This window comes from Chiayiivirga flava, assembly GCF_014202825.1.
Taxonomy (GTDB): domain Bacteria; phylum Pseudomonadota; class Gammaproteobacteria; order Xanthomonadales; family Xanthomonadaceae; genus Chiayiivirga; species Chiayiivirga flava.
On record NZ_JACHHP010000008.1, the window covers coordinates 29,496 to 54,838 of the forward strand.

21 protein-coding genes are annotated in these 25,343 nt (G+C 70.2%); 11 read left to right on the forward strand and 10 right to left on the reverse strand.

All coding sequences use genetic code 11. The annotated features are described in order from the left end of the window. Positions 1 to 184 precede the first annotated feature (184 nt). The 4 genes from HNQ52_RS16505 to HNQ52_RS16525 all read left to right on the forward strand — a co-directional run bounded on the left by HNQ52_RS16505 (position 185) and on the right by HNQ52_RS16525 (position 6,736). Complete coding sequence (locus tag HNQ52_RS16505; protein WP_183962384.1) at positions 185 to 2,794, forward strand: bifunctional aspartate kinase/diaminopimelate decarboxylase; 2,610 nt, start codon at positions 185 to 187, stop codon at positions 2,792 to 2,794. Continuing rightward, positions 2,787 to 4,475: a MurL-like N-terminal domain-containing gene (locus tag HNQ52_RS17330; RefSeq protein WP_246387902.1), complete on the forward strand. Its 1,689-nt coding sequence runs from the start codon at positions 2,787 to 2,789 to the stop codon at positions 4,473 to 4,475. Before HNQ52_RS16505 ends, HNQ52_RS17330 begins: the two co-directional genes overlap by 8 nt. Then, the gene (murD, locus tag HNQ52_RS16520) at positions 4,456 to 5,892 is read left to right on the forward strand and encodes a UDP-N-acetylmuramoyl-L-alanine--D-glutamate ligase (protein ID WP_183962386.1); all 1,437 of its coding nucleotides are present in this window, start codon (positions 4,456 to 4,458) and stop codon (positions 5,890 to 5,892) included. Before HNQ52_RS17330 ends, murD begins: the two co-directional genes overlap by 20 nt. Before the next feature lie 61 nt (positions 5,893 to 5,953). Next, entirely contained in the window at positions 5,954 to 6,736 is a 783-nt protein-coding gene (locus tag HNQ52_RS16525) for a dienelactone hydrolase family protein (protein ID WP_183962388.1), read from the forward strand. A gap of 258 nt (positions 6,737 to 6,994) precedes the next feature. Here HNQ52_RS16525 and HNQ52_RS16530 read toward each other — a convergent pair whose 3' ends face one another. Continuing rightward, positions 6,995 to 7,999, reverse strand: a complete 1,005-nt coding sequence (locus HNQ52_RS16530) for a polyprenyl synthetase family protein (protein WP_246387903.1) — start codon at positions 7,997 to 7,999, stop codon at positions 6,995 to 6,997. Between the two features lie 173 nt (positions 8,000 to 8,172). On the opposite strand from HNQ52_RS16530, the gene ssb reads away from it, so the two are divergent. Next, complete coding sequence (gene ssb / locus HNQ52_RS16535; RefSeq protein WP_183962390.1) at positions 8,173 to 8,712, forward strand: single-stranded DNA-binding protein; 540 nt, start codon at positions 8,173 to 8,175, stop codon at positions 8,710 to 8,712. A gap of 47 nt (positions 8,713 to 8,759) precedes the next feature. On the opposite strand, the gene HNQ52_RS16540 is transcribed toward ssb, so the two are convergent. From HNQ52_RS16540 to HNQ52_RS16555, 4 genes are read right to left on the reverse strand one after another with little or no spacing between them, the layout of a single operon-like run. Then, positions 8,760 to 9,752, reverse strand: coding sequence for a lysylphosphatidylglycerol synthase transmembrane domain-containing protein (locus tag HNQ52_RS16540; RefSeq protein WP_183962391.1), 993 nt, complete (start codon positions 9,750 to 9,752; stop codon positions 8,760 to 8,762). Next, the gene (gene clsB, locus HNQ52_RS16545; protein WP_183962393.1) at positions 9,745 to 11,049 is read right to left on the reverse strand and encodes a cardiolipin synthase ClsB; all 1,305 of its coding nucleotides are present in this window, start codon (positions 11,047 to 11,049) and stop codon (positions 9,745 to 9,747) included. The genes HNQ52_RS16540 and clsB overlap by 8 nt, the downstream gene beginning before the upstream one ends. Further along, positions 11,046 to 11,846, reverse strand: coding sequence for an endonuclease/exonuclease/phosphatase family protein (locus tag HNQ52_RS16550; RefSeq protein WP_183962395.1), 801 nt, complete (start codon positions 11,844 to 11,846; stop codon positions 11,046 to 11,048). The genes clsB and HNQ52_RS16550 overlap by 4 nt, the downstream gene beginning before the upstream one ends. After that, the gene (locus HNQ52_RS16555; protein ID WP_343059409.1) at positions 11,843 to 13,291 is read right to left on the reverse strand and encodes an alpha,alpha-trehalose-phosphate synthase (UDP-forming); all 1,449 of its coding nucleotides are present in this window, start codon (positions 13,289 to 13,291) and stop codon (positions 11,843 to 11,845) included. The genes HNQ52_RS16550 and HNQ52_RS16555 overlap by 4 nt, the downstream gene beginning before the upstream one ends. 251 nt (positions 13,292 to 13,542) lie before the next feature. On the opposite strand from HNQ52_RS16555, the gene HNQ52_RS16560 reads away from it, so the two are divergent. From HNQ52_RS16560 to HNQ52_RS16575, 4 genes are all read left to right on the forward strand, one after another. Next, positions 13,543 to 13,974, forward strand: coding sequence for a CopL family metal-binding regulatory protein (locus HNQ52_RS16560; RefSeq protein ID WP_221282132.1), 432 nt, complete (start codon positions 13,543 to 13,545; stop codon positions 13,972 to 13,974). A gap of 229 nt (positions 13,975 to 14,203) precedes the next feature. After that, a complete protein-coding gene (locus HNQ52_RS16565) occupies positions 14,204 to 15,922 on the forward strand; it encodes a TolC family protein (protein WP_183962399.1) in 1,719 nt (572 codons plus the stop codon). A gap of 159 nt (positions 15,923 to 16,081) precedes the next feature. Further along, positions 16,082 to 17,500: a multicopper oxidase family protein gene (locus tag HNQ52_RS16570; protein ID WP_183962401.1), complete on the forward strand. Its 1,419-nt coding sequence runs from the start codon at positions 16,082 to 16,084 to the stop codon at positions 17,498 to 17,500. After that, entirely contained in the window at positions 17,497 to 18,678 is a 1,182-nt protein-coding gene (locus HNQ52_RS16575) for a BaiN/RdsA family NAD(P)/FAD-dependent oxidoreductase (RefSeq protein ID WP_183962403.1), read from the forward strand. Before HNQ52_RS16570 ends, HNQ52_RS16575 begins: the two co-directional genes overlap by 4 nt. 122 nt (positions 18,679 to 18,800) lie before the next feature. On the opposite strand, the gene HNQ52_RS16580 is transcribed toward HNQ52_RS16575, so the two are convergent. From HNQ52_RS16580 to HNQ52_RS16590, 3 genes are all read right to left on the reverse strand, one after another. Then, a complete protein-coding gene (locus tag HNQ52_RS16580) occupies positions 18,801 to 19,652 on the reverse strand; it encodes an Lnb N-terminal periplasmic domain-containing protein (protein WP_183962405.1) in 852 nt (283 codons plus the stop codon). A 29-nt stretch (positions 19,653 to 19,681) separates the two neighbouring features. Then, a complete protein-coding gene (gene chrA / locus HNQ52_RS16585; protein ID WP_246387904.1) occupies positions 19,682 to 20,836 on the reverse strand; it encodes a chromate efflux transporter in 1,155 nt (384 codons plus the stop codon). A gap of 105 nt (positions 20,837 to 20,941) precedes the next feature. Then, positions 20,942 to 21,841 (reverse strand): dienelactone hydrolase family protein, encoded by a 900-nt coding sequence (locus HNQ52_RS16590; RefSeq protein ID WP_183962409.1) that lies wholly within the window; start codon positions 21,839 to 21,841, stop codon positions 20,942 to 20,944. A gap of 220 nt (positions 21,842 to 22,061) precedes the next feature. Here HNQ52_RS16590 and HNQ52_RS16595 point away from each other — a divergent pair, with 220 nt between their 5' ends. Next, complete coding sequence (locus HNQ52_RS16595; RefSeq protein WP_183962411.1) at positions 22,062 to 22,562, forward strand: M48 family metallopeptidase; 501 nt, start codon at positions 22,062 to 22,064, stop codon at positions 22,560 to 22,562. Positions 22,563 to 22,572: 10 nt separating this feature from the next. Here HNQ52_RS16595 and HNQ52_RS16600 read toward each other — a convergent pair whose 3' ends face one another. Further along, positions 22,573 to 23,127: a hypothetical protein gene (locus HNQ52_RS16600; protein WP_183962413.1), complete on the reverse strand. Its 555-nt coding sequence runs from the start codon at positions 23,125 to 23,127 to the stop codon at positions 22,573 to 22,575. Between the two features lie 65 nt (positions 23,128 to 23,192). Beyond that, positions 23,193 to 23,459 (reverse strand): DksA/TraR family C4-type zinc finger protein, encoded by a 267-nt coding sequence (locus HNQ52_RS16605; RefSeq protein WP_183962415.1) that lies wholly within the window; start codon positions 23,457 to 23,459, stop codon positions 23,193 to 23,195. A 247-nt stretch (positions 23,460 to 23,706) separates the two neighbouring features. On the opposite strand from HNQ52_RS16605, the gene HNQ52_RS16610 reads away from it, so the two are divergent. Further along, positions 23,707 to 25,341 (forward strand): TldD/PmbA family protein, encoded by a 1,635-nt coding sequence (locus HNQ52_RS16610; RefSeq protein WP_183962417.1) that lies wholly within the window; start codon positions 23,707 to 23,709, stop codon positions 25,339 to 25,341. The last annotated feature ends 2 nt before the right edge of the window (positions 25,342 to 25,343 follow it).

Consider the following 25,343-nt stretch of genomic DNA (forward strand, 5'->3'; position numbering starts at 1 on the left):
CAGGCCCGCCCCTCATCCGCCTTCGGCACCTTCTCCCGGCGGGAGAAGGAGAAGCGGCGAAGCAGCTCTGTACCGTTGTGGCTCGACACCGTCATTCCCGCGCCACAACCCATGCTGCAATGCGCCACGCGCGCCCGCATAATCGTCTGACGCCCGCGTCGTTATCGCAATCCCAAGGAACCCCATGTCGCTCTCCGTGTCGCCCGGCGCCGCCGCGCCGTGGATCGTGCTGAAGTTCGGCGGCACCAGCGTGTCGCGCCGCGACCGTTGGGACACGATCGGCAGGCTGGCGAGCGAGCGGAAATCGGCGGGCGCGAACGTGCTGGTGGTGGTGTCCGCGGTCTCGGGCGTCACCAATGCGCTGCAGGCACTGATCGACCACCACGCCGACGGTGCCGACCGCCTCGCGCGCGCCGCCGCGCTCGAGACCCTGCATCGCGAGTTCGCCGCCACGCTGGATCTGGATCCCGACGCGGTGATCGGCGCGCTGATCGGCGAGCTGCACGCACTCGCACGCGATGCGCGCGGCGACAGCGCGCAGCTCGAGTGGCAGGCCGACCTGCTCGCGCTCGGCGAACTCTTCAGCAGCCGCTTGGGCTCGGCCTACCTGCAGGCGCAGGGCATCGACCTGCGCTGGAGCGATGCGCGCGATCACCTGCGCGCGGTCTCGCTGCCGAACGCGAGCGCGTGGTCCGCACGCCTGTCGGTCAACTGCGACACGCGGCGCGACGCGGCCTGGCACACGCGCTACGCCGCGCAGGGCGATCTGCTGATCACGCAGGGCTTCATCTGCCGCGATGCCGGCGGGCGCACCGCGATCCTCGGCCGCGGCGGCTCGGACACCTCGGCAGCGTACTTCGGTGCGCTGCTCGGCGCGCAGCGCGTGGAGATCTGGACCGACGTGCCGGGCATGTTCAGCGCCAACCCGCGCGCCGTGCCGCAGGCACGCCTGCTGTCGAAGCTCGACTACGAGGAAGCGCAGGAAATCGCCACCACCGGTGCCAAGGTGCTGCACCCGCGCTGCATTTCGCCGTGCCGCGACGCGGGCGTGCCGCTGTGGATCCGCGACACGTCGAACCCCGATGTCGCCGGCACCGTGATCGACGCGGCCGCGGCCGACGCCGCGCCCGGCGTCAAGGCGATCAGCTCGCGCCGCGGCATCGTGCTGGTGTCGATGGACGGCATCGGCATGTGGCAACAGGTCGGCTTTCTTGCCGACGTGTTCGAGCGCTTCAAGCGCCACGGCCTGTCGGTGGACCTGATCGGATCGAGCGAAGCCAACGTCACCGTCTCGCTCGATCCCAGCGACAACCTCGTCAGCTCGAACGTGCTCGAAGCCCTGTGCGCCGACCTCGCCGAAGTCTGCCGCGTGAAGGTCATCGCACCGTGCGCGGCGGTCACGCTGGTCGGCCGCGGCATGCGCTCGCTGCTGCACAAGCTGTCCGACGTACTCGCGGAGTTCGGCCGCGAACGCGTGCACCTGATCTCGCAGAGTTCCAACGACCTCAATCTCACCTTCGTCGTCGACGAGACCGTCGCCGACGGCATGCTGCCGCGCCTGCACGAACTGCTGATCCATGCCGGCGCGATGCCGGTCACGGAGACTGCGGTGTTCGGGCCGAGCTGGGCCGCGCTCAACGGCAGCACGGTGGAGCGCGCGACGCCGTGGTGGCATGGGAAGCGCGACGCCTTGCTCGCGCAGGCCGACGCCGGCACGCCGCGGTACGTGTATGACCTTGCCACCGTGCGGGCGCGTGCGCGGTCGATGCGCGATCTGGGCGCGCTCGACCGCCGTTTCTACGCGATCAAGGCCAATCCGCATCCCGACATCCTGCGCACGCTCGAAGCCGAGGGCATCGGCTTCGAATGCGTGTCGGCCGGGGAACTCGCGCACGTGTCCGGCCTGTTCCCGCGGCTCGATCCCACGCGCGTGCTGTTCACCCCGAGCTTCGCCGCACGCGCCGAATACGAGGATGCGCTGCGCCGCGACGTGTGGATCACGCTCGACAGCCTGCCTCCGCTCACGCACTGGCCGGAACTCTTCCGCGGCCGGCAGGTGTGGCTGCGGCTCGATCCCGGCTTCGGCCGCGGCCACCACGAGAAGGTGCGCACCGGCGGCAGCGGCGCCAAGTTCGGCCTGCCGCTGTCCGGCCTCGACGCCTTCCTCGCGCGCGCCAGGGCACTGGACGTGCGCGTGTTCGGCCTGCACGCACATCTGGGCAGCGGCATCGTCGATCCGCAGCACTGGCGCGAGGTGTTCGGTCGCCTCGCGGGCATCGCCGATTCGATCGGCAGCATCGCCGCGTTGAACCTCGGCGGCGGCATCGGCGTGCCGGCCGAGCCCGATGCGCCGGTCTTCGACATCGAGGCGCTGGCCCGCGTCCTGTCGGAAGCGAAGGCCGCCTGCCCGCAGTACGCGCTGTGGATGGAACCGGGCCGCTACCTCGTCGCCGAGGCCGGCGTACTGCTGCTGCGCGCCACGCAGGTCATCGACAAGGACGGCGTCGCGCGCATCGGCGTCGACGGCGGCATGAACGCGCTGCTGCGTCCGGCGCTGTACAACGCCTGGCACGAGATCGCCAATCTGACCCGCCTGCACGAGCCGGCCGATCGCCGCTTCGACATTGTCGGCCCCATCTGCGAAACCGGCGACGTGCTGGCGCGCCGCCGTGCGCTGCCGCACACGCAGGAGGGCGACGTGCTGCTCGCCGCCACCGCGGGCGCGTATGGCGCGGTGATGGCCTCGAACTACAATCTGCGCGGGCTGCCACAGGAGGTGGCGATCGATGAGTGATGCAGCGGTGGATGCGGCGGTGTTCCGGCGCGATGCGATCGAGGCGTTCCGGTTCGTGCGTCGCAGCTTCGATGCGGCGACCGGCGAGGCGCAGTTGGTGTATGCGTTCGACGACGGCGTGGCGCTGGTGGAGACGTTGCAGTTTCCCGGCGCGCCGTTCGTGCTCGATGCGGCGCGCGCGGCGGCGGTGGATCGTGCGCTCGGGCTGTTGCACCTGATCGCGGGTGTGAGCTACTACAAGGCGGCGGTGCCGAAGACCTTGCGGGTGGAATCGCAGCCGCTCGATGCCGATCTCGCCGCGCTGCTCGTGTCGCTGTACGAAAACGGCCTCGGCGAGTTCGCCTACCGCAACGGGTTGTCGCTGCGCGGCAACATCAACTTCATCGGTGTCGATGCGGATTCCCCCAGCGAAGTCCGCTCGCCGCAATTCCACCATACCCTTTCATCGTCATTCCCGCGGATGCGGGAATCCAGCGCCTCTGCTTTGCTTGAATCAGCGACGGCGAAAGAACAGCGACAAGAAGAGGCACTGGATTCCCGCATTCGCGGGAATGACGAAGGGAGGTTGCGTGAGGACGGGGATGGCGCGGACTTCGGTGCTGCGTCGAATGCATCGGCCGCATCGGCCACATCCGCCACATCCGCCACACCCGCCACACCCGCCACACCCGCCGCATTGTTGGTGCCTGCCGCACCGAGTCGCGATGCGCAGAACAACGCTGCACCACACCTTGCCCTCCGCTCCCACGCTCTCACCGCCATCGGTGGCGGCAAGGATTCGCTCGTCAGCATCGAAACCCTGCGCAGCCTCGGCATCGACCAGACCGTGGCCTGGATCGGCAGCGCTCCGCTGATCCGCGCCTGCGCCGAGCGCACCGGCCTGCCGCAGCTCAACATCACGCGCCAGCTCTCGCCGCTGCTGTTCGAGTACAACAAGCAGGGCGCGTACAACGGCCACATTCCCGTCACCGCGGTGAACAGCGCCATCCTCGTGCTCGCCGCGCTGCTGCACGACGCCGATCAGGTCGTGTTCTCGAACGAACGCTCGGCCAGCTACGGCAGCCTCATCCCCGGCACGGGCGAAGTGAACCACCAGTGGTCGAAGGGCTGGGACTTCGAACGCGACTTCGCGCGTTACGTGCACGCGCACATCGCTGCCGACCTGCAGTACTACTCGCTGCTGCGGCCGCTGAGCGAACTCGCCGTTGCGCGCCAGTTCGCGAAGCTCGATCGCTACGATGCGCACTTCTCCAGCTGCAACCGCAACTTCCACCTGCTCGGCGAACGTCCCGCGCAGCGCTGGTGCGGCGTCTGCCCGAAGTGCCACTTCGTCTTCCTCGCGCTCGCGCCGTTCGTGCCGAAGCCGCGGCTCACCGCGATCTTCGGCCGCAACCTGCTCGACGATGCCGCGCTCGCACCCGCCTTCGACGCGCTGATCGAATACCGCGACCACAAGCCGTTCGAATGCGTCGGGGAAGGACGCGAATCGCGCGCGGCGCTGGCCGCGCTCTCGCAACGCACGGCCTGGCAGGAGGATGCGATCGTGGCGCGTTTCGCGCGCGAGATCCTGCCGCAACTCGATCCCGCCGATCTCGAACTCGCGCCGCTGCTCGCGGCGCAGGGCGAGCACGGCGTCCCGCCCGCACTCTGGAACCGCGTGCATGCAACTTTCGCAGCTTGAAGGCAAACGCGTCGCGATCTGGGGCTACGGCCGCGAAGGCCGTGCCGCGCTCGCTGCGCTGCGCTGGCGCCTGCCGCGCGCGCCGCTGGCGCTGCTGTGCTCGGAGTCGGAAGCCGCGGAGGCGATGCAACTCGGCGACCCTGCGCTGTACATCTTCACCGAAGAGGTGACCTCCGCACTGCTGGCGCGCTTCGATATCGTCATCAAGTCGCCGGGCATCAGTCCCTACACGCCGGTGGCACGCGCGGCGCTGGCCGCGGGCGTGCGCTTCACGTCCGGCACCGCGCTGTGGTTCGGCGAGATGCCGGACGCGAGCACGATCTGCGTCACCGGAACCAAGGGCAAGAGCACCACCACGGCGCTGATCGCGCATCTGCTGCGTGCCTCCGGCGCACGCGTGGCGCTGGCCGGCAACATCGGCATGCCGCTGCTCGAACTGCTGGACGACGAGCCCGCGCCCGATGCGTGGGCGATCGAACTGTCGAGTTACCAGACGCCCGAGGCGCAGGCGCCCGAAGTGGCGGTGGTGCTCAACATTTTCCCCGAGCACCTCGACTGGCACGGCGGCGAGGAACGCTACATCGCCGACAAGCTCGCGCTGGTCACGCGCGCCAACCCGCGCCACGTGGTGCTCAACGCCGCCGACGCGCGCCTCGCGGCGTTCGGCCGCGGCAGTGCGCTGCAGGCGGTCGCGTCCGAGCGCAGCACCGGCTTCGACGAAGGTCCGCGTGCGGCGGCACTGCACTGGTTCAATGCGCGCGAGGGCTGGCATTCGCGCGGCAGCGTCATCTACCGCGGCGATGACGCCATCCTCGACGCCGCCACGCTGCCGCTGCCCGGCGCGCACAACCGCGGCAACCTGTGCGCTGCGCTCACCGCCATCGAGGCGCTGGGCCTGGACGCCGTGCCGCTCGCGAAACACGCGGCCACGTTCCGGCCGCTGCCGCACCGCCTGCAGCCGCTCGGTACGCGCGACGGGCGCGAATACGTCAACGATTCGATCAGTACCACGCCGCACGCCAGCCTGGCCGCGCTCGACTGCTACGCCAACCGCCGCGTCGCCATCCTCGTCGGCGGCTACGACCGCGGCCTCGACTGGTCGGTCTTCGTCGAGCGCATGAGCCGCGAGCCGCCGATCGCCGTCATCGCGATGGGACAGAACGGCGCGCGCATCGCCGAGGGCCTGCGCGGCGCCGCGCGCGGCGGACGCTTCACCCTGATCGAAGCGCCGGAGCTCGCCGATGCGGTGCGCGAGGCCGAACGCGCGCTCGGCGCCGACGGGGTCGTGCTGCTGTCGCCGGGGGCGCCGAGTTTCCCCCGCTACCGCGATTACGTGGAGCGCGGGCGGCATTTCGCCAAGCTGGCGGGCTTCGATCCGAACGCGATCAGCACGATTCCGGGGCTGGGGATTTCCTGACCTCGTGCGCGCGTCGCGGGACGCATTACGATGGCGCATCCCCACCCGCAGGAGTTCCGTCATGCGCACGATCCTGAGTCTGTGCCTCGCCGCCGCCACGCCGCTCGCCCTCGCCGCACCGCAGGCGACTCCGGTGGAGTGGGAGCTCGACGGCACCACCTTCAGCGGCATGCTGGTCTACGACCACGCCAGCAGGGAACCGCGCCCCGGTGTGCTGATGATGCCGAACTGGATGGGCGTGACCGACGATGCGGTGGCGATGGCCAAGCGCGTGGCGGGCGACGACTACGTGGTGCTGATCGCCGACGTCTACGGCAAGGGCGTGCGTCCTGCGGACGCGACCGAGGCGAAGGCGCAGGTGACGGACGCATACCAGAACGTCGACCGAACGATGGCACGCGCCGCCAAGGCGCTCGCGGTGCTCGCGACGAATGCGCACAAGGCGCCGCTGATCGCCGACAGGATCGGTGCGATCGGCTTCTGTTTCGGCGGCTCGGTGGCGCTGGAACTGTCGCGCCACGGCGCGGATCTCGACGGCGTGGTCACGCTGCACGGCGGGCTGCGGGCCGCACGACCCGCCGACACGACCTTCAAACCGAGCGTGCTCGTGCTCAACGGCGCGGCGGACAAGAGTGTGTCGGCAGAAGAAATCGCGGGTTTCCGCGCCGAGATGGACGCGGCGAAGGCGGACTGGCAGTTCGTCGACTTCAGCGGCGCGCTGCACTGCTTCTCGGAGCCGGAAGCCGATGGCGTGAAGATCCCCGGCTGCAAGTACGACGAACGTTCGGCGCAGCGCGCGATGCGGATGGCGAGCGATTTCTTCGAGGAAAAGCTCGGCGGTTGACCAGCGCGCCATCGGCTCGAACGCCCCTCTCCCGCCGGGAGAGGGGTTGGGGTGAGGGGCCGGTCGAATCGAAGCGCCGGAGCCTTGTGTCCGACCTTCGACTGAAACGCAGTTCCGCATTGCCACTCGGCATGCGTCCGGGAGCCGGGCGACCGCGTGCGGTCGGGCGGCTCAGCCGAGCTTCGAGCGTCGACCTGGTCTCGAACCTTCTCCCACGGGAGAGGGCCGGGTGCGTGAAAGACGCGGCTCGGACACGGGTCAGTGATCGCGCTCCACGGCATACCGTGCCAGCCCGCGCAAGGCGTCGGTCCACGCATTCGCCGCAATGCCGTCCAGCGCCCGCTCCGCCGCCTGCGCGTAGTCCAACGCACGCACCCGGCTGTATTCGATGCCACCACTCGAACCGATCGCCGCCAGCACGTCGGGCATCGCCGACGTATCCCCGTTCTCGACCGCCGCGCGCAGCCGCGCCCGCGTCGCCGCGTCCGCATGCGCCATCGCATGGATCAGCGGCAGCGTCGCCTTGCCTTCGGCCAGATCGTCGCCGAGGTTCTTGCCGAGCGCGGCGGCATCGGCGGTGTAGTCGAGCACGTCGTCGGCGATCTGGAAGGCATAGCCGAGCGCCATGCCGTAGTCGTGCATCGCCTGCTCGGTGGCCGCGTCTGCGTCGCACAGCACCGCACCCAGGCGCGTGGCGGCGGCGAACAGCACGGCCGTCTTGCGCTCGATCACGCGCAGGTAGGCGGCTTCGTCGGTGTCCGGGTTGTTCACGTGCAACAGCTGCAGCACCTCGCCCTCGGCGATGGCGTTGGTGGTGTCGGCGAGGATGCGCATCACGCGCATGCGGTCGAGCTCCACCATCAGCTGGAAGCTGCGCGAGTAGAGGAAGTCGCCGACCAGCACGCTCGCGGCGTTGCCCCACAGCGCATTGGCGGTCTTGCGGCCGCGGCGCAGGTCTGATTCGTCGACCACGTCGTCGTGCAGCAAGGTGGCGGTGTGGATGAATTCGACCACGGCCGCAAGCTGCAGGTGGTCCGTGCCGGCGTAGCCGAGCGCACGCGCGGCGAGCAGATGCAGCATCGGACGCAGGCGCTTGCCGCCGGCCGCGACGATGTGTTCGCCGATCTGGTTGATCAACAGCACGTCCGACGCCAGGCGCGCGCGGATCAGCGCATCGACGCCGGCCATGTCGACGCGCGTGAGCGCCTGGATCTGCGCCAGCGAGGGCACGGCGGAACGAGGGGCGGAGATCGCGGCATTCATCCGCCGATTATACGGTCTGCGCCGTGCCGGACCGGCGTATGTGCGGCACCCCGGCAGCGCGGAAATCGCAGCCGTCGCCGGGCGGAATGCCGACTGCCGCGCGGGCGGAGGCCGCTATACTTGCCGCATCCCGACGCCGCCCACCGAGCGGCCTTTTCATAGGAATCAGCAACATGGCGCGTGGCATCAACAAGGTGATCCTGGTCGGCAACCTCGGCGCGGACCCCGAGGTGCGGTACACGGCCGGCGGTTCGGCCATCACCAGCATCCGCATCGCGACGTCCGAATCGTGGAAGGACAAGCAGACCGGCGAGCAGCAGGAACGCACCGAGTGGCACCGGATCAAGTTCTTCGGACGGCTGGCCGAGATCGCCGGCGAATACCTGAAGAAAGGGCGGCAGGTGTACGTGGAAGGCAGCCTGCGCACCGACAAGTACACCGACAAGGACGGCGTGGAACGCTACACCACCGACATCATCGCCAACGAGATGCAGATGCTCGGCGGCATGGGCGAGGGCGGCGGTGGCGGTGGCGGCGGCGGCCAGCGCGAGCGACCGGCCCGCGGCGCGGGTGGCGGCTACGAGCGCGGTGGCGGCGGCTACGACCGCGGCGGTGGCGGCAGCAGCTACGACCGCCCGTCCGCTGGCGGTAGCGGCGCGCCGCGCAGCGCACCGCCGGCGGACAATTTCGAGGATGACGAAATCCCGTTCTAGTCATCCCGCTCCAGATTGCCGGACGATGCGCGCGTCGGTGCGTCCCTTCAGGCATTGACCGGCGCGGCGTGCACCTTGGGCCGGCGCGTGCCGCGTGCGCGCAGTTCGAGCACGAGAAACGTGACGAGGCCCAGCAGCAGCGGCCCGAGGTAATGCACGCAGCGGTAGGCGAGCAGGGCGGCGAGCAGGCGCGACTCGCCCACCGCACTGCCGAGCGACGCAAGGAACACGCCCTCGATCACGCCGAGCCCGGCCGGGATGCGAACGACGAGCCCGGCCACCGCGGACGCCAGCAGCGTCACGATCACCAGGTCGAATCCCACCCGCGGGCCGAGCAGCAGCGCGAGCGACGCCGCGCCGAGGATCCACACCGGCACCGACAGCGCCAGCTGCAGCAGCGCGTGGCGCAGCGACGGCAGTTCGATGGTCTGCCCGCGCAGGGTGAAGCTGCGTCGCGTGGCGCGCGCGCAGGCCCACAGGTAACCGGCGGCGGCCAGCAGCAGCGCGCCGCCGATCAGGCGCAGCGGCACCGCACCGAGGCCCCACGCCGCCGGCGGTTCCGACCACAGCAGCAGCAGCGCAAGCCCGAGCGTGACGACGTATCCCGACCAGTTGGTCAGCAGGTTGAACGCAACGATGCGCACCCCTTCGCCCGACGGCACGCCGCGCGCGGTGTAGAGCCGCAGGCGCACGCCGAGTGCGCCGAGGATCGCGCCCAGATTGAGATTGAAGGTGTAGCTCACGAAGCCGATCGCCGCGACCGAGCGCTGCGGCAGGCCCGGCGTCACGTGCCGCGCCGCGAGCAGCTCGTAGCCGGCGTAGAGCAGGTAACACGCGAGGCTGCATGCGCCGGCCAGCAGCAGGGAGTGCAGCGGCAATTCGCGCAGCGCGGTGGCCACCTCGCCCCAGTCCAGGCCGCGCCCGATCGACACCAGCATCGCGGCAACGCCGATGTAGAACGCGATGAGCAGGCCGCGCAGCGTCCAGCGTTTCAGCGGCGTAGGCGCGCGTGCCGCGCCAGGACCGGCAGCCTCACGCATGCTCGCGCCTGCATTCGCGCGGGGGTTGCGTGGCGCGGTAGCTGCTCACGTGTTCGAGGACGGGCGCGGGATCGGCGTCCGGTGCCGGTCCGTCGGACGCGGGAGACGAGGCCGGCGGCGTCTGCGCCACCACTTCCGGCAGGGTCGGCACGTGCGCCGGCAGCAGCCCCAGCAGGCGCGGGAAATGCCGCAGCAGATGGAACAGCACCACGCCCATCAGCGGGCGCAGCACGCCGCGCGCGCGCGGGTCGTCGTCGGTGACCGGCGTGCAGTGTTCGCTCGCCAGGGCCTGCAGGCGCTCGTGCAGATGCGCGTTGAACGCCGCGTCCTGCACCAGCACGTTGGCCTCCAGATTCATCGCAAGGCTCAGCGGATCCAGGTTGCTCGATCCGACCGTGGCCCAGGTGTCGTCGACCAGCGCCACCTTGCCGTGCAGCGGACGGCGGCAGTATTCGAGGATCTTCACCCCTGCCGGCAGCAGGTAGCGGTACAGCGAACGCGTCGCCGCCGTGACCCACGGCATGTCCGGGTGGCCCTGCAGGATCAGCTGCACCTCGACGCCGCGCCGCGCCGCGTCGCGCAGTCCCTTGAGGATGCGGTAACCGGGCACGAAGTAGGCGTTGGCGATGACGATGCGCTTGCGCGCGGCGCGGATCGCGGCGCGGTAGTGGCGTTCGATGTCGTCGCGATGGCGTCCGTTGTCGCGGATGACGAACGCGACGCGCGCGCCCTCGCGTGCCGGCGCGGCGACGGCGGGCGCGCGGCGGCGGCGATGCCAGGGACGCGGCGCGGGGTCGATCAGAGCGCGCGCCGCGGCGCGGATGTCGTCCACGGCCGGACCTTCGACGCGGATCGAGTAGTCCTGCTTCGCTTCGGGGCCGAAATCGGCGAGATGGTCGGCGGAAAAATTGATCCCGCCGACGAAGGCGACCTTGCCGTCCACCACCACGATCTTGCGGTGCAGGCGCCGGAACCAGTGCGTGCGCAGCCCAAACAGCCGCGGCCGCGGATCGAAGACCCGGATGCGCACCCCGGCGGCGCGCAGCGACTCGAGGTACGTCACCGAGAACTCCGGAGAACCGAAGCCGTCGATGGTGATCTCCACCGACGCGCCGTTGTTCGCCGCAGCGATCATCGCCTGCCGCAATTCTTCGCCGACCTTGTCCTCGAACAGGATGAAGGTTTCGATGATCACCTCGCGCGTGGCGCCGCGGATGGCGTCGAACACGGCGGGATAGAAGCCCTCGCCGTTTTCGAGCAGCTCGACGCGGTTGCCGTGATGCCAGGTCGTCTTCATGCGCTCACCTGCGCGTAGAGTGGGACGTGGTCGGACAGGTGCGGCCACGGATGGGTGTCGAGCACGGCGGCGTCCTCCAGGGTCACCCCGCGCACGTAGATGCGGTCCAGGCGCAGCAGGGGCCAGCGCCCGGGAAACGTGCGTGCGCCGACGCCGTCGCGTTCGACGAAGACATCGCGCAGGCCCACGGCGTCGAGCGCGGCGCCGATGCGTTCGCGCCAGTCGTTGAAATCGCCGGCGACGATGAGCGGGGCGTCGTCGGGGATGGCCTGCGCCACGTAGTCGACCAGGCGCTCGACCTGCGCGCGGCGCTGCGATTCGCGCAGGCCAAGATGCACGCAGATCGCATGCACCACGGTGTCGGTGCCCGGCAGCGCCAGCTCGCAGTGCAGCAGTCCGCGGCGCTCGTGCGGGCCCATCGACACATCGATGTTGTCGTGTCGCGCGATCGGAAACTTCGACAACAGGGCATTGCCGTGATCGCCGTCGGGATACACCGCGTTGCGTCCGTATGCGTACTGCGGCCACATGCTGTCGGCGAGGAACTCGTACTGCGGCTGCGCCGGCCAGGTGGGATGGCGCTGCGCGTGGCGCCGGTGCGCGCCGAGCACTTCCTGCAGGAACACGACATCGGCGCCGGTGGCGCGCACCGCGTCGCGCAATTCGTGCAGCACGAAGCCGCGGTTGAGGAAGCCGAACCCCTTGTGCATGTTGATCGTCAGCAGCCGCAGCGGCTGCCGTTGCGCGGGCGCGGCGCGCGGGGCGGCGCGTGCCGGGGCTGCGGACGCCGCCGTCATCCCGCCGTCCGGGCCAGGGCGTCGAGGAAGTCCTGCCGCCATTGGTGGATGTTGCCCGCGCGCAGGCGCTGCATGCCGGTGGTCCAGCGCGCGCGGCGCTCGGCGAGCGGCATGTCGAGCGCGCGCGCCAGCGCGGCGGCCACGGCATCGGTGTCGAACGGGTTCACGAGCAGGGCGCAGTCGGCCAGTTCCACCGCCGCGCCGGCGAAGCGCGAGAGCACGAGCACGCCCGGATCGTGCGCGGGCTGGCAGGCCAGGTACTCCTTCGCGACGAGGTTCATGCCGTCGCACAGCGGCGTCACCACGCCGACGCGCGCGATGCGGTAGAAGCCCGCCAGCTGCGCGTGCGGATAGCCCTGGTTGACGTAGCGCACCGGGGTCCACGAGGCGTCGGCGTGGTGCCCGTTGATGTCGCCGACCAGTCGCTGCACCTCGCGGCTCAGCGCGCGGTATTCGTTGACCTCGCGCCGGCACTCGGGCGCGATCTGCAGGAACGTCGCGCGCCGGCGCATGCGCGGCCGCCGCGCCAGCAGGCGACCGAAGGCCTGCAGGCGCTGCGGCAGTCCCTTGGAGTAGTCGAGCCGATCCACGCCGATCAGCAGGTGCCGGTCGCCGAGGCTGTCCTGCACCGTGCGCACGTCGGCGTCGTCGACCGCCGCCTCGGACAGGCGTGCAAGCGCATCGACGTCGATGCCGATCGGAAAGCACGCCACCGCGCAGCGATGGCCGTCGATGAATTCGGCGCCGTCGTCGTCCACCCGGCGTACCTGCGGCAGCGTGGCGAAATAGTCGCGCAACGCGCTCGCATCGGCGGGCGTCTGCAGGCCGACGAGATCGTAGTGCGCGAGCGCGCCGAGCGTGCGCTCGTGCTGCGGCAGGTGCAGCAGCGTGCGCGCGGCCGGCAGCGGCGTGTGGAGGAAGAACCCGATGCGGCAGCGCACCCCGCGCGCGCGCAGCATCCCGGCGAGCGGGAACAGGTGGTAGTCGTGCACCCACACCGTGTCGTCGTCGCGCAATTCGGCCGCGAGCCACGCGGCAAACGTTTCGTTGACCTGCAGATAGTGCTTGAGCGCGCCGGCGCGGAAGCGCATCAGGTCGATCCGCGCATGCAGCAACGGCCAGAGGCAGCCGTTGGCGAAGCCGGCGTAGTAGCCCTCGAACTGCGCGGCATCGAAATCGAAGGTGCGGTAGCGGATGCGGTCGACGTCGTGCGCGTGCAGCGCCGTGGCGCGGGCGGTTTCGCCGCTCCAGCCGACCCACGTGCCGCCACGCGATTCCAGCAGCGACAGCATGGCCTGCGCGAGGCCGCCTGCCTGCGTCTGCCCGCGCTGCATCACGCGATTGGAGACGACGAACAGGCGCCCGGACGCGGATGCGGGCCGCGACATCGTCTCGATCGCATCGTCCGGAATCTGCTGCGTGCGGGTGTCGGTGAATGTGTCCATGGCGTCCCTGCGCGTGCACGATTCCCGCGTTGATGCAGGTCGCGTGCCAACGGATGCTGCAGTGCGGCAGTGCGGCCGCCTGCGATACTGACGCGACGCGGCCGTCCGCAACTAATGCATTTTGCATGCTGCCCATTCCTGCATCCTGCAGGCCGCGTCGCCCTCGTATCCGCATCGGCATGCGAACCCGACGCCGTTTCGCTGTTGCGCAGGTTGAAAGTTGCATGCCGCGGGCGCAGTCTTGTCGGCGCATGTCGCGCACCCTTCTCCATCTGCTGCTGGTGTTCGGGCTCGTTCTCAACGCGGTCGCCGCCCCGTGGGGCGAGGCGCACGCGCACGCCCGACATGCCTCGCCTGCGGCGCACGGCGACGGAGCGAACGCCGACGCCGCGGCGCTCCCCGACCTGCCCGCGCACCACCACGGCATGCGACACCACGGCACGTCGATGCCCGACGTGCAGCCGGATGCTGCGCCTCACGCCCACCACGCGGCCGACACGGCCGCATCGCACGATGCGTGCTGCGGCGGCCTGGCCTGCCAGTGCGGATGCGTGTTGCCGCCCGCGGTGCCGGGTTGCGCGGGGTGTGCGCTGCGCCTGCCCGGCCACGCCGACCTTGTCGCCGGCGCCGTGATCCTCGCCGTCGAACGGCGCGATTCGCCGCCGTTTCGGCCACCGGCCTGACCCGCGTCTGAGGCCCGATCCGTGCGGTCGGCGGTGGCCACGCAGGTCGCTCGCCGTCTCGCGCGCAGTTTGTGGTCGCGCGTCGGTGGCCGGCACCGCATCGGTGCACGGTCTTCGTGACGCATCCGCTGCGCCTCGCGCAGCTCCCGTCCATCGCAGGTGGCGCGCCCCGAGCGCGCCTGCACCAGGCGCGCCTGCAGCACGCGTGCCTGCACCCGGAGTGTCCGACATGCGTTTTTCCTTCCTTCCCGCGACCCTCACGGTCGCGGCCCTCGCGCTCTCCGCCTGCGCCGGCCTTCCGCGCGAGCGCGGCTACGCGCAGGCCGATGCGCTGGTCCAGGCGCGGCTGGGCGCTGCGCCGGACTGGGCCGCACGGCTCGATGCCACCGCACCGCCACCGGAGATTCCGCGCGATCCGCTGGGCGTCGACGACGCCATCGCACTGGCGTTCGCCCACAGCCCGCGCGTGCTCGCCGCGTACGCGCGCATCGGCATCGGCCGCGCCGAGCTCGACGATGCGCGCCGTCTCGCCAATCCCACCCTCGGCTATTCGCGTCTGACGCCGGACGGCGGCGGCGGCTCGCAGATCACGCGCAGCGTCTCGTTCGGCCTGTCCGACCTGCTGCAGCTGGCCTCGCGCAAACGCTTCGCCAACGGCGATTTCGAGCGCCTGCAGCAATCCGTGGCCGACGATCTGCTCGCGCTCGCCAGCGACACCGAAGCGGCCTGGTATGCAGCGGTCGGCGCCGCGCAGATCCAGGCGATGCGCGACCTCGTCGCCGACGCCGCGGAGCACGCGGCCACGCTCGCGCAGCGTTTTTTCGATGCGGGCAACATCAACCGCCTGCAACTGGAACTCGAACGCGCCGCGGCGTCGCAGGCGCGCATCGACGCGGTGCATGCGCAGGCCGATGCGCTGCGCGCGCGCGCAGCGCTCGCCGATCTGCTCGGCCTGCCGCTGCACGCGTCTTGGCGCACGCAGGCGCAACTGCCCGCGCCCGCGGACACGGCCTTCGATGGCGAGGCGCTGGTGGCGCTCGCGCTGGAGCGGCGCCTCGACCTTGCCGCCGCACGCCGCGACGTGGCACTGCGCGAGGACGCGCTCGGCGTCACGCGCCGCTGGCGCTGGCTGGGCGACGTCGAGCTGGGCTACGAGCGCGAACGCGAGGGCGACGGCACGCTGATGCGCGGGCCGTCGCTGTCGCTCGGGCTGCCGATCTTCAACCAGGGGCAGGGTGCCGTCGGTCGCGCGCAGGCGCAGCTGCTCGACGCGCGCGCGGCACTCGACGCGTCCGCGCTGGACGTGCAGAACGGCGTCCGCGCCGGCATCGAACGCCTCGCGCTCGCGCGCGACATCGCCGAGCGGTACCGCCGCGTTCTGGTGCCCGCGCGCGAGGCCATCGTCGGACGTACCCAGGAGCAGGTGAATTTCATGCTGCGTGGAGTGTTCGAGCTGATCGCGGCAAAACAGGCCGAGTACGACGCCTACCAGGCCTACCTCGAAGCGGTGCGCGACTACTGGACCGCGCGTGCCGAACTGCGCCGGCTCGTCGGCGGCGCGCTGCCGGACGATGTGGCGCAGCGGGAGGCGACGATCGGTGTCGAGGCGATCGTGCCCGTGGCTGTCGATGCATCGATGGATCATTCGCAGCATGGAATGGCGATGCCGGCGGAGGGCACCGGCGCGGCGCCGAGCGATCCGCACGCAGGGCACGACCTGGCGCCGCCGGAGGTTGCGGAAGGCGAGGACGATCCGCACGCCGGACACCACATGCCGGCGCAGGACGAGCACGATCCGCACGCGGGTCACGACATGTCGAGGCCAGCGCCCGTGGATGCCGGGGGCGATCCGCATGCGGGGCATCGCATGCCGTCGCCTGAGTCCGACGGTGATCCGCATGCCGGGCATCGGAGGCATGACGAGGCGCCGACCCAGAGCGATGAGTAGTCGTCCCGCTTCGCAGGATCAGGAGCAAGAGCAACCCCATCCCGACCCTTGCCCCGTCAAGGGGGAAGGGCTCAACGGCAAGAGCCGAAACGAGTTCGAACAGCTTCCACGCGACTGCGTGCGAGTCATGTTCGACACCGCACGAACACGGAGACACCCATGACACTTTCACGACGCAACTGGTTCGGCTGGGCCACGGCCGGCGCACTCGCACCGCTCGGCCTGCTGGCGCGCCGCGCCTTCGCGCAGGAAGCGCACCCGCAACCGGCGCAGGGAGCAGCGCCTGCGACAGAAGCAGCCACGCCCGCAGCGCAGCCGACCGGCGCCGCCGCACGCGGCGACTACACGCCCGTGCGCACGCTCAACGGCTGGACCCTGCCGCCGCGCATGGTCGACGGCGTGAAGGAATTCCATCTCGTGGCCGAGGAGATCGAGCACGAATTCGCACCGGGCTGCGTGGCCAAATGCTGGGGCTACAACGGCACCACGCCGGGGCCGACGATCGAGGCGGTGGAGGGCGATCGCGTGCGCCTGTACGTCACCAACAATCTGCCCGAACACACCAGCATGCACTGGCACGGACTGCTGCTGCCGAGCGGCATGGACGGTGTCGGCGGGCTCTCGCAGCCGCACATCAAGCCCGGCGAAACCTACGTCTACGAATTCACGCTGCGCCAGCACGGCACCCACATGTACCACCCGCACGCGGACGAGATGACGCAGATGGCGGTCGGCATGATGGGCCTGTTCATCATCCATCCGGCCGCGGGCGAGCCCGAACGCATTGACCGCGACTACGCGATCCTGCTGCACAACTGGGCGCTGCATCCGGGCACCTACCGACCGGATCCGTCGGTGATGCAGGATTTCGACCTGTGGACGTTCAACAGCAAGGTGTTCCCCGCGATCGACGCCATCGTGGCGCGCAGCGGCGAACGCGTGCGCATCCGTATCGGCAATCTCTCGATGTGGAACCATCCGATCCACATGCACGGCCCGCGCTTTGCCGTGACCGGTGGCGACGGCGGGCGCTGGCCGCGCGCGTTGTGGCGCAACGAGGTCACGGAGATCGTCGGCGTCGGGCAGACGCGCGACCTTGAATTCGTCGCGGTGCCTGGCGACTGGGCCTTCCACTGCCACATGGCGCACCACACGATGAACGCGATGGGGCACGAGATCCCGAACACGCTCGGCGTCGACCAGTCCGGCGTCGAGGCGAAGATCCGTGCGATGCTGCCCGGCTACATGGCGATGGGCGAAACCGGCATGGCCGAGCACCAGGCGCACACCGAATCGGGCCACATGCCCGGACCGGAAAACACGCTGCCGATGATGATGGGGCAGGGCCCGTTCGGGCCGCTGGAGATGGGCGGCATGTTCACCGTGATCAAGGTGCGCGACGACCTCGCGCGCGGCGACTACGCCGACCCGGGCTGGTACGCGCATCCACGCGGCACGGTCGCGAGCCGTGTCGATGCGTCCACGCTCGGCGAACCGGTACGCCGCGTCGCACCGCCGCGGTCGCCGCCCACGCACGAGGCAACGCCGGTCGACCATTCGAAGATGCATCACGGATGACGACGCCGGACGATGTGATCGTCATCGGCGGCGGCGCCGCCGGACTGATGTGCGCGATGACCGCCGGTGCGCGCGGCCGCCGCGTGCGCGTGCTCGAGCACACGAACCGCTGCGGCAAGAAGATCCTCATGTCCGGCGGCGGACGCTGCAACTTCACCAACACCGGCACTACGCCGGCACAGTTCCTGTCGGCCAATCCGCATTTCTGCAAATCGGCGCTCGCGCGCTACACGCCGGCGCAGTTCATCGCGCTCGTGGAGCGGCACGGCATCGCGTACCACGAGAAGGAACTCGGGCAATTGTTCTGCGACGCGTCGTCCAGGCAGATCGTGCAGATGCTGCTCGACGAAAACGCCGCGGCCGGCGTGCGCATCGATACCGGCTGCGAAGTGCAAGGCGTCGAACGCGGCGACGACGGATTCCGCGTCTCCACCTCGCTCGGCACGTTGCATGCGCCGTCGCTCGTGATCGCCACCGGCGGCCTGTCGATCCCGCGCATGGGCGCAACCGGTTTCGGCTTCGACATCGCACGGCAATTCGGCCACGGCGTCGTCGCAACACGCGCGGGCCTGGTGCCGCTCACGCTCACCGGCAAGCCGGCCGATGTGCTGGCGGACCTGAGCGGCGTCGCGATGCCGGTCGAGGCGCACGCCAACGGCATGGCGTTCCGCAACTTCCTGCTGATCACGCACCGCGGCGTCAGCGGCCCGGCGATCCTGCAGATCTCGAACTACTGGCAACCCGGCGATGCGCTGCACATCGACCTGCTGCCCGACGGGGACGCGCTGGACATCCTGCGTGCACAGCAGGCCGCGCGTCCGGCCGCGGAGCTGCGCACCGTGCTCGCGGACCTGCTGCCCAAACGCTTTGCCCAGCGCCTGTGCGAGACCGGGTTCGGCAGCCGCCCGATGCGCCAGTACGACGCACCGGCGCTGCGCGACATCGCCACGCGCCTGCAGCGCTGGCCGCTGGTGGCGAGCGGCACCGAGGGTTACCGCACCGCGGAAGTCACCCTCGGCGGCGTCGACACTAACGGCCTGTCGTCGAGCACCATGCAATCGCGCCTGGTGCCCGGCCTGTACTTCATCGGCGAAGTGGTCGACGTCACCGGCTGGCTCGGCGGCTACAACTTCCAGTGGGCGTGGGCGTCGGGGCACGCGGCGGGGATGGCGGTGTAGCGCCGCGGCCTCGTCGGCGAACGACAAGGTGCCGCTCCCTGCGAGCAGGCTGCCACTCACGTGATCCGTAAGACTGACGCAATACGCAGGCGACGCGACGCGCCCGCGCGCTCGATGGTTTCTCAGTTTTCGCCGTCGCGCATCCGGATCGCGCGGGAAAAGTCCGGGCTGTCCGCAAAGCGCGCCGCCGCATCGTTGATGCGGTGCGCGGCGCGGTAGCTCTCGCGCGGCAGTGCCGTGTCGATCAGGCCCAGGTCGTAGGCCAGGTCGTCGGCGTAGGCCGGCAGCACCGTCCTGTAGCTGAGCGGCACGGTGCCGGGGGCGAGTTGTTCGATGTGGTCGACGATGTTCGTGGTGCAGGTGTTGGTCAGCGTATTGTAGAACTCCGGTTGCGCCGCCAGCGCGTTGGCGCGCTCGAGCATGCCGACGAACAGCGCGCGCGCCTGCGCCGGGGTGGCGCGCATGCGGTAGAGGTGGACGTCGTCGCGGCGGTGGTTGGCGCGCAGGCCGATGAGGTCGCGTTCGTCGCCGACGACGTAGGTGAGTTCGTACTGGCGCAGCAGGCCGAGCACGGGCGAGAAGGATTCGCCGGTTTCCTTGCGGATCTCCGCGGAGATGGCCACGTACTGTCCGTCGCTGAAACCGAAGCTCAGCAGCGTGTGCGCAGGTCCGCGCCAGGCGGCGAACGGCTCCACCATGAACCAGAGCGATTCGAGTGTCGCCAGATCGTAGCTGCGGGTTTCCCAGCGCACGTCGAAGTCGGTGGTGGAGCGATAAAGCGCGTTGCGCACGTTGGACACGGTGACGCTGTCGCCGTCGATGCGCGCCGTCGGCAGGCGCACCTGGTCCGGCGCCCAGTCGCGGTCGTTGGACGGGCGCAGCAGCAGGACGAGGAGCAACCACGCCACCAGCGCGCCCGCGAGCAGGGCGCATGCAACGGCGACGAAACGACGGCGACGCAGGACGGTGAGCATGGCGCCATCGTAGCGCGGCTTGCGGCGCCTCAGTGCGCCGCGCCGACGCCTGCAAGCGCGATGCCGCCCGCGGTGCACGCGAGCACCACCACCAGCGCCGGTGCACGCACGGCGAGCAATGCGAATGCGGCGATGGCGATGCCCGCATCGGGCAGGCCATGCACGGTGCGGAGCCACAGCGGGTCCACCAGCGCGGCGGCAAGCAGTCCCACCACCGCCGCGTTCACGCCCGCGAGCATGCGTGCAACGTCGCCGCGCCGCGCAATGTGTCGCCAGAACGGCAGCACCCCGCCCACCACCAGCAGCCCCGGCAGGAAGATCGCGCCAAGGCACAGCGCCGCGCCGGCAACGCCGCTGCCGCCGAGCGCGCGCTCGCCCACGAATGCGGCAAAGGCGAACATCGGGCCGGGCATCGCCTGTGCCGCGCCGTAGCCGGCGAGAAACGTGTCCGGTTCGACCCAGCCGGGCGCGACGACCGCCTGCTCCAGCAACGGCAGCACGACATGCCCGCCACCGAACACCAGCGCGCCGCTGCGGTACAGGGCGGCGGCCACGTCGAGCAGCGGCGGCCCGGACACCGTCGCCGCCGCTGCCAGCAGGAGTCCGAACACGAGCAGCAGCCATGCGCCGGTGCGGCGTCCGACCTGCACGCCGAACGCGGGTGCTTGCGGCGCCGTGACGGTCGGGCACAGCCAGCGGCCGAGCACTGCGCCCGTGGCGATCACGGCAAGCTGCGCCCAGGCCGACGCGGCGGCAAGCATGGCGACGCAGGCCAGCGCGGCGAGCAGCAGGCGCGATCGATCCGGCGCCAGGGCACGGGCCATCGTCAGCACGGCGTGCGCGACGACGGCGACCGCAGCGAGCTTCAGCCCGTGCAGCGCGCCCCGGCCAACATCGCCCGAGACGTGTTCGCTGGCGCCCGCGAACGCGAACAGCAGCAGCGCCGACGGCAGGGTGAACGCGCAGAAGGCCGCGAGTGCACCGGCCCAGCCCGCGCGCATCAGCCCCAGCGCGAACCCGAGCTGGCTGCTTGCCGGGCCCGGCAGGAACTGGCACAGCGCCAGCAGCTGGGCGTACTGGGACTCGTCGAGCCAGCGGCGGCGCTGCACGAACTCACGGTGGAAATAACCCAGGTGCGCGATCGGCCCACCGAATGCGGTCAGGCCGAGCTTGAGGAACGCCATGCCCACCTCGAGCGCAGTACCGTACCTCGATGATGCCGACGTCTCACCGGTGGCGTCCCGGCGCGTCATGCGCGCGTCAGCGTGCTGCGGCCGACAGGGGTCCGATCACCGACGCAGCGTGCGCGCGAACAGCGCCAGCGTGCGCGACCACGCCTCCTTCGCGGCCGCCTCGTCGTAGCGCGGCGTGGTGTCGTTGTGGAATCCGTGCAGCGTGCCCGGCGGCTGGAACAGGGCGAAGGTCTTGCCATGTTCCTTCAGGGCGGCCTCGTACGCGGGCCACTGCGCGTTGACGCGTTCGTCGTCGGCCGCGAGCACCACCAGCAGCTCCGCGCGGATGGCCGGCACGTCCTCGATCGGGGCCGGCGCGCCGTAGAACGGCGCCGCCGCGGTCAGTTCCGGCACGCGCGTGGCGAGGAAATTCACCATCGCGCCGCCGTAGCAGAACCCCACCGCGCCGAACGTTTGCGGGGCACCGGGCAGGCCGCGCAGGTAACGCACGGCGGCGAGGAAATCCTCGCGCGTCTTGGCCTGGTCGAGCTTGCCGAACAGCGCGCGCGCCGAATCCTCGTCGCCGGGATAGCCGCCGAGCGGCGCGAGCGCATCGGGCGCGAAGGCCTGGAAGCCTTCGAGCGCGAACCGGCGCGTCACGTCCTCGATATGCGGATTGAGGCCGCGGTTTTCGTGCACCACCAGCACCTGCGGCAGCGAGCCGTCGGCGTCGGCCGGCTGCGCGAGATATCCCTTGCCGCTGCCGTGCCCCTGCGGCGCATCGAACGTGACGATCTTCGTTTCCAGCCGGACATCGTCCGGTGCGACTTGCTGCGCCGCAGCGAAATCCGGAGCCAGCGCCGCAAGCAGCGCAGCCGCGCCCGACGCGCCGGCGGCGAACCCGGCCGCGCGCTGCAGGAAGGCGCGGCGGTCGATGACGCCGTGTACATAGTCGTCGAACAGGCGCATGACCTGCGGATCGAAGTCGCTGCTGTTGCGGCGCGCGGGTGCGCTCATGCTGTGCTCCTGCGGCGGGTACGGGTGGCGAGACGGCACGGATCGTCGATGGAGACCACCGTGCCCCTCAGCTCAATAACGCAGCCGGCGTGCGCTGTCCATGCCGGCCGCGCCGGCGCGGGCGCGCCGGGCCGCGAACCGGGCGCGGGGGCAGAGCCGTGCGCGGCAAGCGCGCGCCCCGTGACTGTGCGGAGCGGCCCGCTGCCTCTATCGTGTCGCAATGCAGACGCTGAAGTATCTCGCCGGTTATCCCGAACACGTGCGCGAGCGCGTGCGCACGTTGCTGGCGGAGGACCGCATCGCACCGATGCTGCGCGAACGCTACGGCGCGTCCCATGCCATCCGCACCGATCGCCAGCTGTACGAGTACGTGGTCGCGATGAAGGAGCGCCATCTGCGCCAGGCCGTGCCGCTGCACAAGGTGGTCTACGACCGCCGCCTGCAGGTGATGCAGCACGCGCTCGGCCTGCACACCAGCGTCTCGCGCGTGCAGGGCCACAGACTCAAGGCAAGTCGCGAGATCCGCATCGACGCCGTGTTCATCGATGCCCCGGCCGATTTCCTGCGCATGATCGTCGTGCACGAACTCGCGCACCTGCGCGAGCCCGATCACACCAGGGCGTTCTACCAGCTCTGCTCACATATCGAGCCGGACTATCACCGGCTCGAATTCGATCTGCGGCTCTACCTGACGCTGCGCGATCTGCCGCGCGACGCCTGACGCACCGCGGCTATTGCGGCTGCGCGGCCTCGAGCCCCGTCGGCCCGCCGACGGCCCGGGCATGGTTGCGCTGCAGGTACTCCACCAGCACGCTAGCGATGCGCTCGAGCATCGCGTTGTCGCTGCCGCCGAACGAATACGCGCCGCCCATGGCCGCGGCGCGCTGGTAGAACTCCGGCTCCGCGACCACGGCGCCGCTGGCCTTGTCGGTCAGCCGCACGGTGAGCCGAACCGCGGAACTGCCGGCCATCGCGCCGGCCCAGACGCGATTGCCGCCACTGACGAACTTGAGCTCCCGGATCGTCGGTTCCAGCACGAGGGTGGCGCCCGCGCCGCGCGACCACTGCGCGAGCAGCGGCTTCACCTTCGCATCGATGTGCTGCTGGATCTTCGCCACGGCCTCGGGCTCGGCGACGCCGGCCGCGATCGCGACCGGCCGCAGCTCGAAGGCCTCGAACGTGTTCAACGCGCGCGTCGGCGGCGGGTTGTCGCTGACGGTGGGGCGGATCTGGGTCGCGCAACCGGCGAGCAGCACGGCGGCGGCGAGGAGGGCGGGCAGTTTCATGGCATGCATCCGGACAGGCGGGGATACCGCGCTTGACGCGATGCGCACGGCGATCGTGTCAGCCCTCAGCGCAGCTGGCTGTCCTTGCTGCCCCGGCGGTTGTATCCGCTCGCCGCACCCTGTTCGCGGTCGGCCGCGTCCTGGCACGCGATGCACAGACGCACGCCCGGCACGGCCTTGCGCCGCGCCGCAGGAATCGTCGCATCGCATTCCTCGCAGTGCGTCAGCCCCGGCCCCGTCGGCAGCTGGCTGCGCACGCGCTTGATGGCGTCCTTGATGGTGGCGTCGATCTGGTCCTGCACCGCGCCGTCGCCCGCCCAGCCTGTGGCCATCAGAGGTCTCCCGGGAAAAAACGTGATCTGACACAAGGTTTGCGCCGCCGAGGCCGAATTCAAGGTGTCCGGGCCGTGCCGCGCGCCGTCGCGGACGGCCCGTGTCCATGCCTTTCGCCACATGCCGTCGCCGACGCGAGCCCCGAGCATGCAATGATCCGTGGACGGCGGAACTGCGCATGCTCGGTTTCTGCCCCCGCGACGCCGGCCGTTGCCGCGCTCACGCTCTTTCGCAGTGGAGGACACGATGGACAGACGCACATTCGTCAAAGCGACCAGCCTCGGCGCGGCCGCCTTGTTCGTGCCGGCCTACGGGCGGCTGATCGCGGCAGAAGCCCTGGCCGAAACGCTCGACCCCGCGCAGAAGAAGCGCCTCGCCGACATCGCGCTGAACGCGTCGAAGGATGCCGGCGCAAGCTACTGCGACGTGCGCATCGGCCGCTACCTGAACCAGTTCGTCGTCACGCGCGAGGACAAGGTGCAGAACGTGGTCAACACCGAAACCACCGGTGCCGGCATCCGCGTGATCGCCAACGGCACCTGGGGCTTCGCCGCCACCAACGATCTCAGCGACGCCGCCGTGGCGCGCGCCGCCAAGCAGGCGGTGGCGATCGCCAAGGCCAACTCGCGCCTGCAGACCGAGCCCGTGCAGCTGGCGCCGGTGAAGGGCGTGGGCGAAGTCTCCTGGGCCACGCCCATCAAGAAAAACGCCATGCTGGTGCCGGTGAAGGACAAGGTCGACCTGCTGCTCGCGGCCAACGCCGCGGCCCTGGCGGCCGGCGCCAACTACGCCAACAGCACGCTGTTCCTGGTCAACGAGCAGAAATACTTCGCGTCCACCGACGGCAGCTACATCGACCAGGACGTGCACCGCATCTGGGCACCGATGCAGGTCACCGTGGTCGACACCGCCAGCGGCAAGTTCAAGAACCGCGGCGGGCTCTCCTCGCCGATGGGCATGGGCTACGAATACCTCGAGCCCGACGCCGGCAAGCGCATCGTGCAGCCCGGCGGCGTGGTGGCCTACTTCAGCGCCTACGACATCGTCGAAGATGCCAAGGCCGCCGCGAAGCAGGCGAAGGAAAAGCTCAAGGCCCCGTCGGTGAAGCCCGGCAAGTACGACCTCGTGCTCGACCCCGCCAACCTCTGGCTCACCATCCACGAATCGGTCGGCCACCCGACCGAACTCGACCGCGTGCTCGGCTACGAGGCCAACTACGCCGGCACCAGCTTCGCCACGCTCGACAAGTGGAGGTCGAAGAACTTCCAGTACGGCAGCGACAAGGTCAGCATCTTCGCCGACAAGACGCAGGAGCTCAGCCTCGGCGCCGTGGGCTACGACGACGAAGGCGTCAAGACCAAGCGCTGGGACATCATCAAGGACGGCATCCTGGTCAACTACCAGGCGATCCGCGATCAGGCCCACATTCTGGGCGAAAAGGAATCGCACGGCTGTTGCTACGCCGATTCGTGGTCCAGCGTGCAGTTCCAGCGCATGGCCAACATCTCGCTCGCGCCTGGCAAGACGCAGATGACGCCCGACGAGATGGTGAAGGATGTCGAAAACGGCATCTACATCGTCGGCGACGGCTCCTTCTCCATCGACCAGCAGCGCTACAACGCGCAGTTCGGCGGCGAGCTCTTCTTCGAGATCAAGGACGGCAAGATCACGCACCAGATCGAGGACGTGGCCTACCAGATCCGCACGCCGGAATTCTGGAACGCCTGCGTCGGCGTCTGCGACGAGCGCGACTACCGCCACGGCGGCTCGTTCTTCGACGGCAAGGGCCAGCCCTCGCAGGTCTCGGCGGTGTCGCACGGCTCGTCCACGGCCCGTTTCAACGGCATCAACGTCATCAACACCGCGCGCAGCCTGGGCTGAGG

Excerpts from the sequence above, each read along its gene's own strand:
- HNQ52_RS16565 (WP_183962399.1), top strand. The coding sequence starts at position 14,204 with ATGCGTTTTTCCTTCCTTCCCGCGACCCTCACGGTCGCGGCCCTCGCG.
- HNQ52_RS16575 (WP_183962403.1), top strand. The coding sequence starts at position 17,497 with ATGACGACGCCGGACGATGTGATCGTCATCGGCGGCGGCGCCGCCGGA.
- HNQ52_RS16505 (WP_183962384.1), top strand. The coding sequence starts at position 185 with ATGTCGCTCTCCGTGTCGCCCGGCGCCGCCGCGCCGTGGATCGTGCTG.
- HNQ52_RS16590 (WP_183962409.1), bottom strand. The coding sequence starts at position 21,841 with ATGAGCGCACCCGCGCGCCGCAACAGCAGCGACTTCGATCCGCAGGTC.
- HNQ52_RS16525 (WP_183962388.1), top strand. The coding sequence starts at position 5,954 with ATGCGCACGATCCTGAGTCTGTGCCTCGCCGCCGCCACGCCGCTCGCC.
- ssb (WP_183962390.1), top strand. The coding sequence starts at position 8,173 with ATGGCGCGTGGCATCAACAAGGTGATCCTGGTCGGCAACCTCGGCGCG.
- HNQ52_RS16610 (WP_183962417.1), top strand. The coding sequence starts at position 23,707 with ATGGACAGACGCACATTCGTCAAAGCGACCAGCCTCGGCGCGGCCGCC.
- HNQ52_RS16570 (WP_183962401.1), top strand. The coding sequence starts at position 16,082 with ATGACACTTTCACGACGCAACTGGTTCGGCTGGGCCACGGCCGGCGCA.
- HNQ52_RS16560 (WP_221282132.1), top strand. The coding sequence starts at position 13,543 with ATGTCGCGCACCCTTCTCCATCTGCTGCTGGTGTTCGGGCTCGTTCTC.
- HNQ52_RS16555 (WP_343059409.1), bottom strand. The coding sequence starts at position 13,291 with ATGGACACATTCACCGACACCCGCACGCAGCAGATTCCGGACGATGCG.
- murD (WP_183962386.1), top strand. The coding sequence starts at position 4,456 with ATGCAACTTTCGCAGCTTGAAGGCAAACGCGTCGCGATCTGGGGCTAC.
- HNQ52_RS17330 (WP_246387902.1), top strand. The coding sequence starts at position 2,787 with ATGAGTGATGCAGCGGTGGATGCGGCGGTGTTCCGGCGCGATGCGATC.
- HNQ52_RS16600 (WP_183962413.1), bottom strand. The coding sequence starts at position 23,127 with ATGAAACTGCCCGCCCTCCTCGCCGCCGCCGTGCTGCTCGCCGGTTGC.
- HNQ52_RS16580 (WP_183962405.1), bottom strand. The coding sequence starts at position 19,652 with ATGCTCACCGTCCTGCGTCGCCGTCGTTTCGTCGCCGTTGCATGCGCC.
- HNQ52_RS16540 (WP_183962391.1), bottom strand. The coding sequence starts at position 9,752 with ATGCGTGAGGCTGCCGGTCCTGGCGCGGCACGCGCGCCTACGCCGCTG.
- clsB (WP_183962393.1), bottom strand. The coding sequence starts at position 11,049 with ATGAAGACGACCTGGCATCACGGCAACCGCGTCGAGCTGCTCGAAAAC.
- HNQ52_RS16605 (WP_183962415.1), bottom strand. The coding sequence starts at position 23,459 with ATGGCCACAGGCTGGGCGGGCGACGGCGCGGTGCAGGACCAGATCGAC.
- HNQ52_RS16550 (WP_183962395.1), bottom strand. The coding sequence starts at position 11,846 with ATGACGGCGGCGTCCGCAGCCCCGGCACGCGCCGCCCCGCGCGCCGCG.
- HNQ52_RS16530 (WP_246387903.1), bottom strand. The coding sequence starts at position 7,999 with ATGAATGCCGCGATCTCCGCCCCTCGTTCCGCCGTGCCCTCGCTGGCG.
- HNQ52_RS16595 (WP_183962411.1), top strand. The coding sequence starts at position 22,062 with ATGCAGACGCTGAAGTATCTCGCCGGTTATCCCGAACACGTGCGCGAG.
- chrA (WP_246387904.1), bottom strand. The coding sequence starts at position 20,836 with ATGGCGTTCCTCAAGCTCGGCCTGACCGCATTCGGTGGGCCGATCGCG.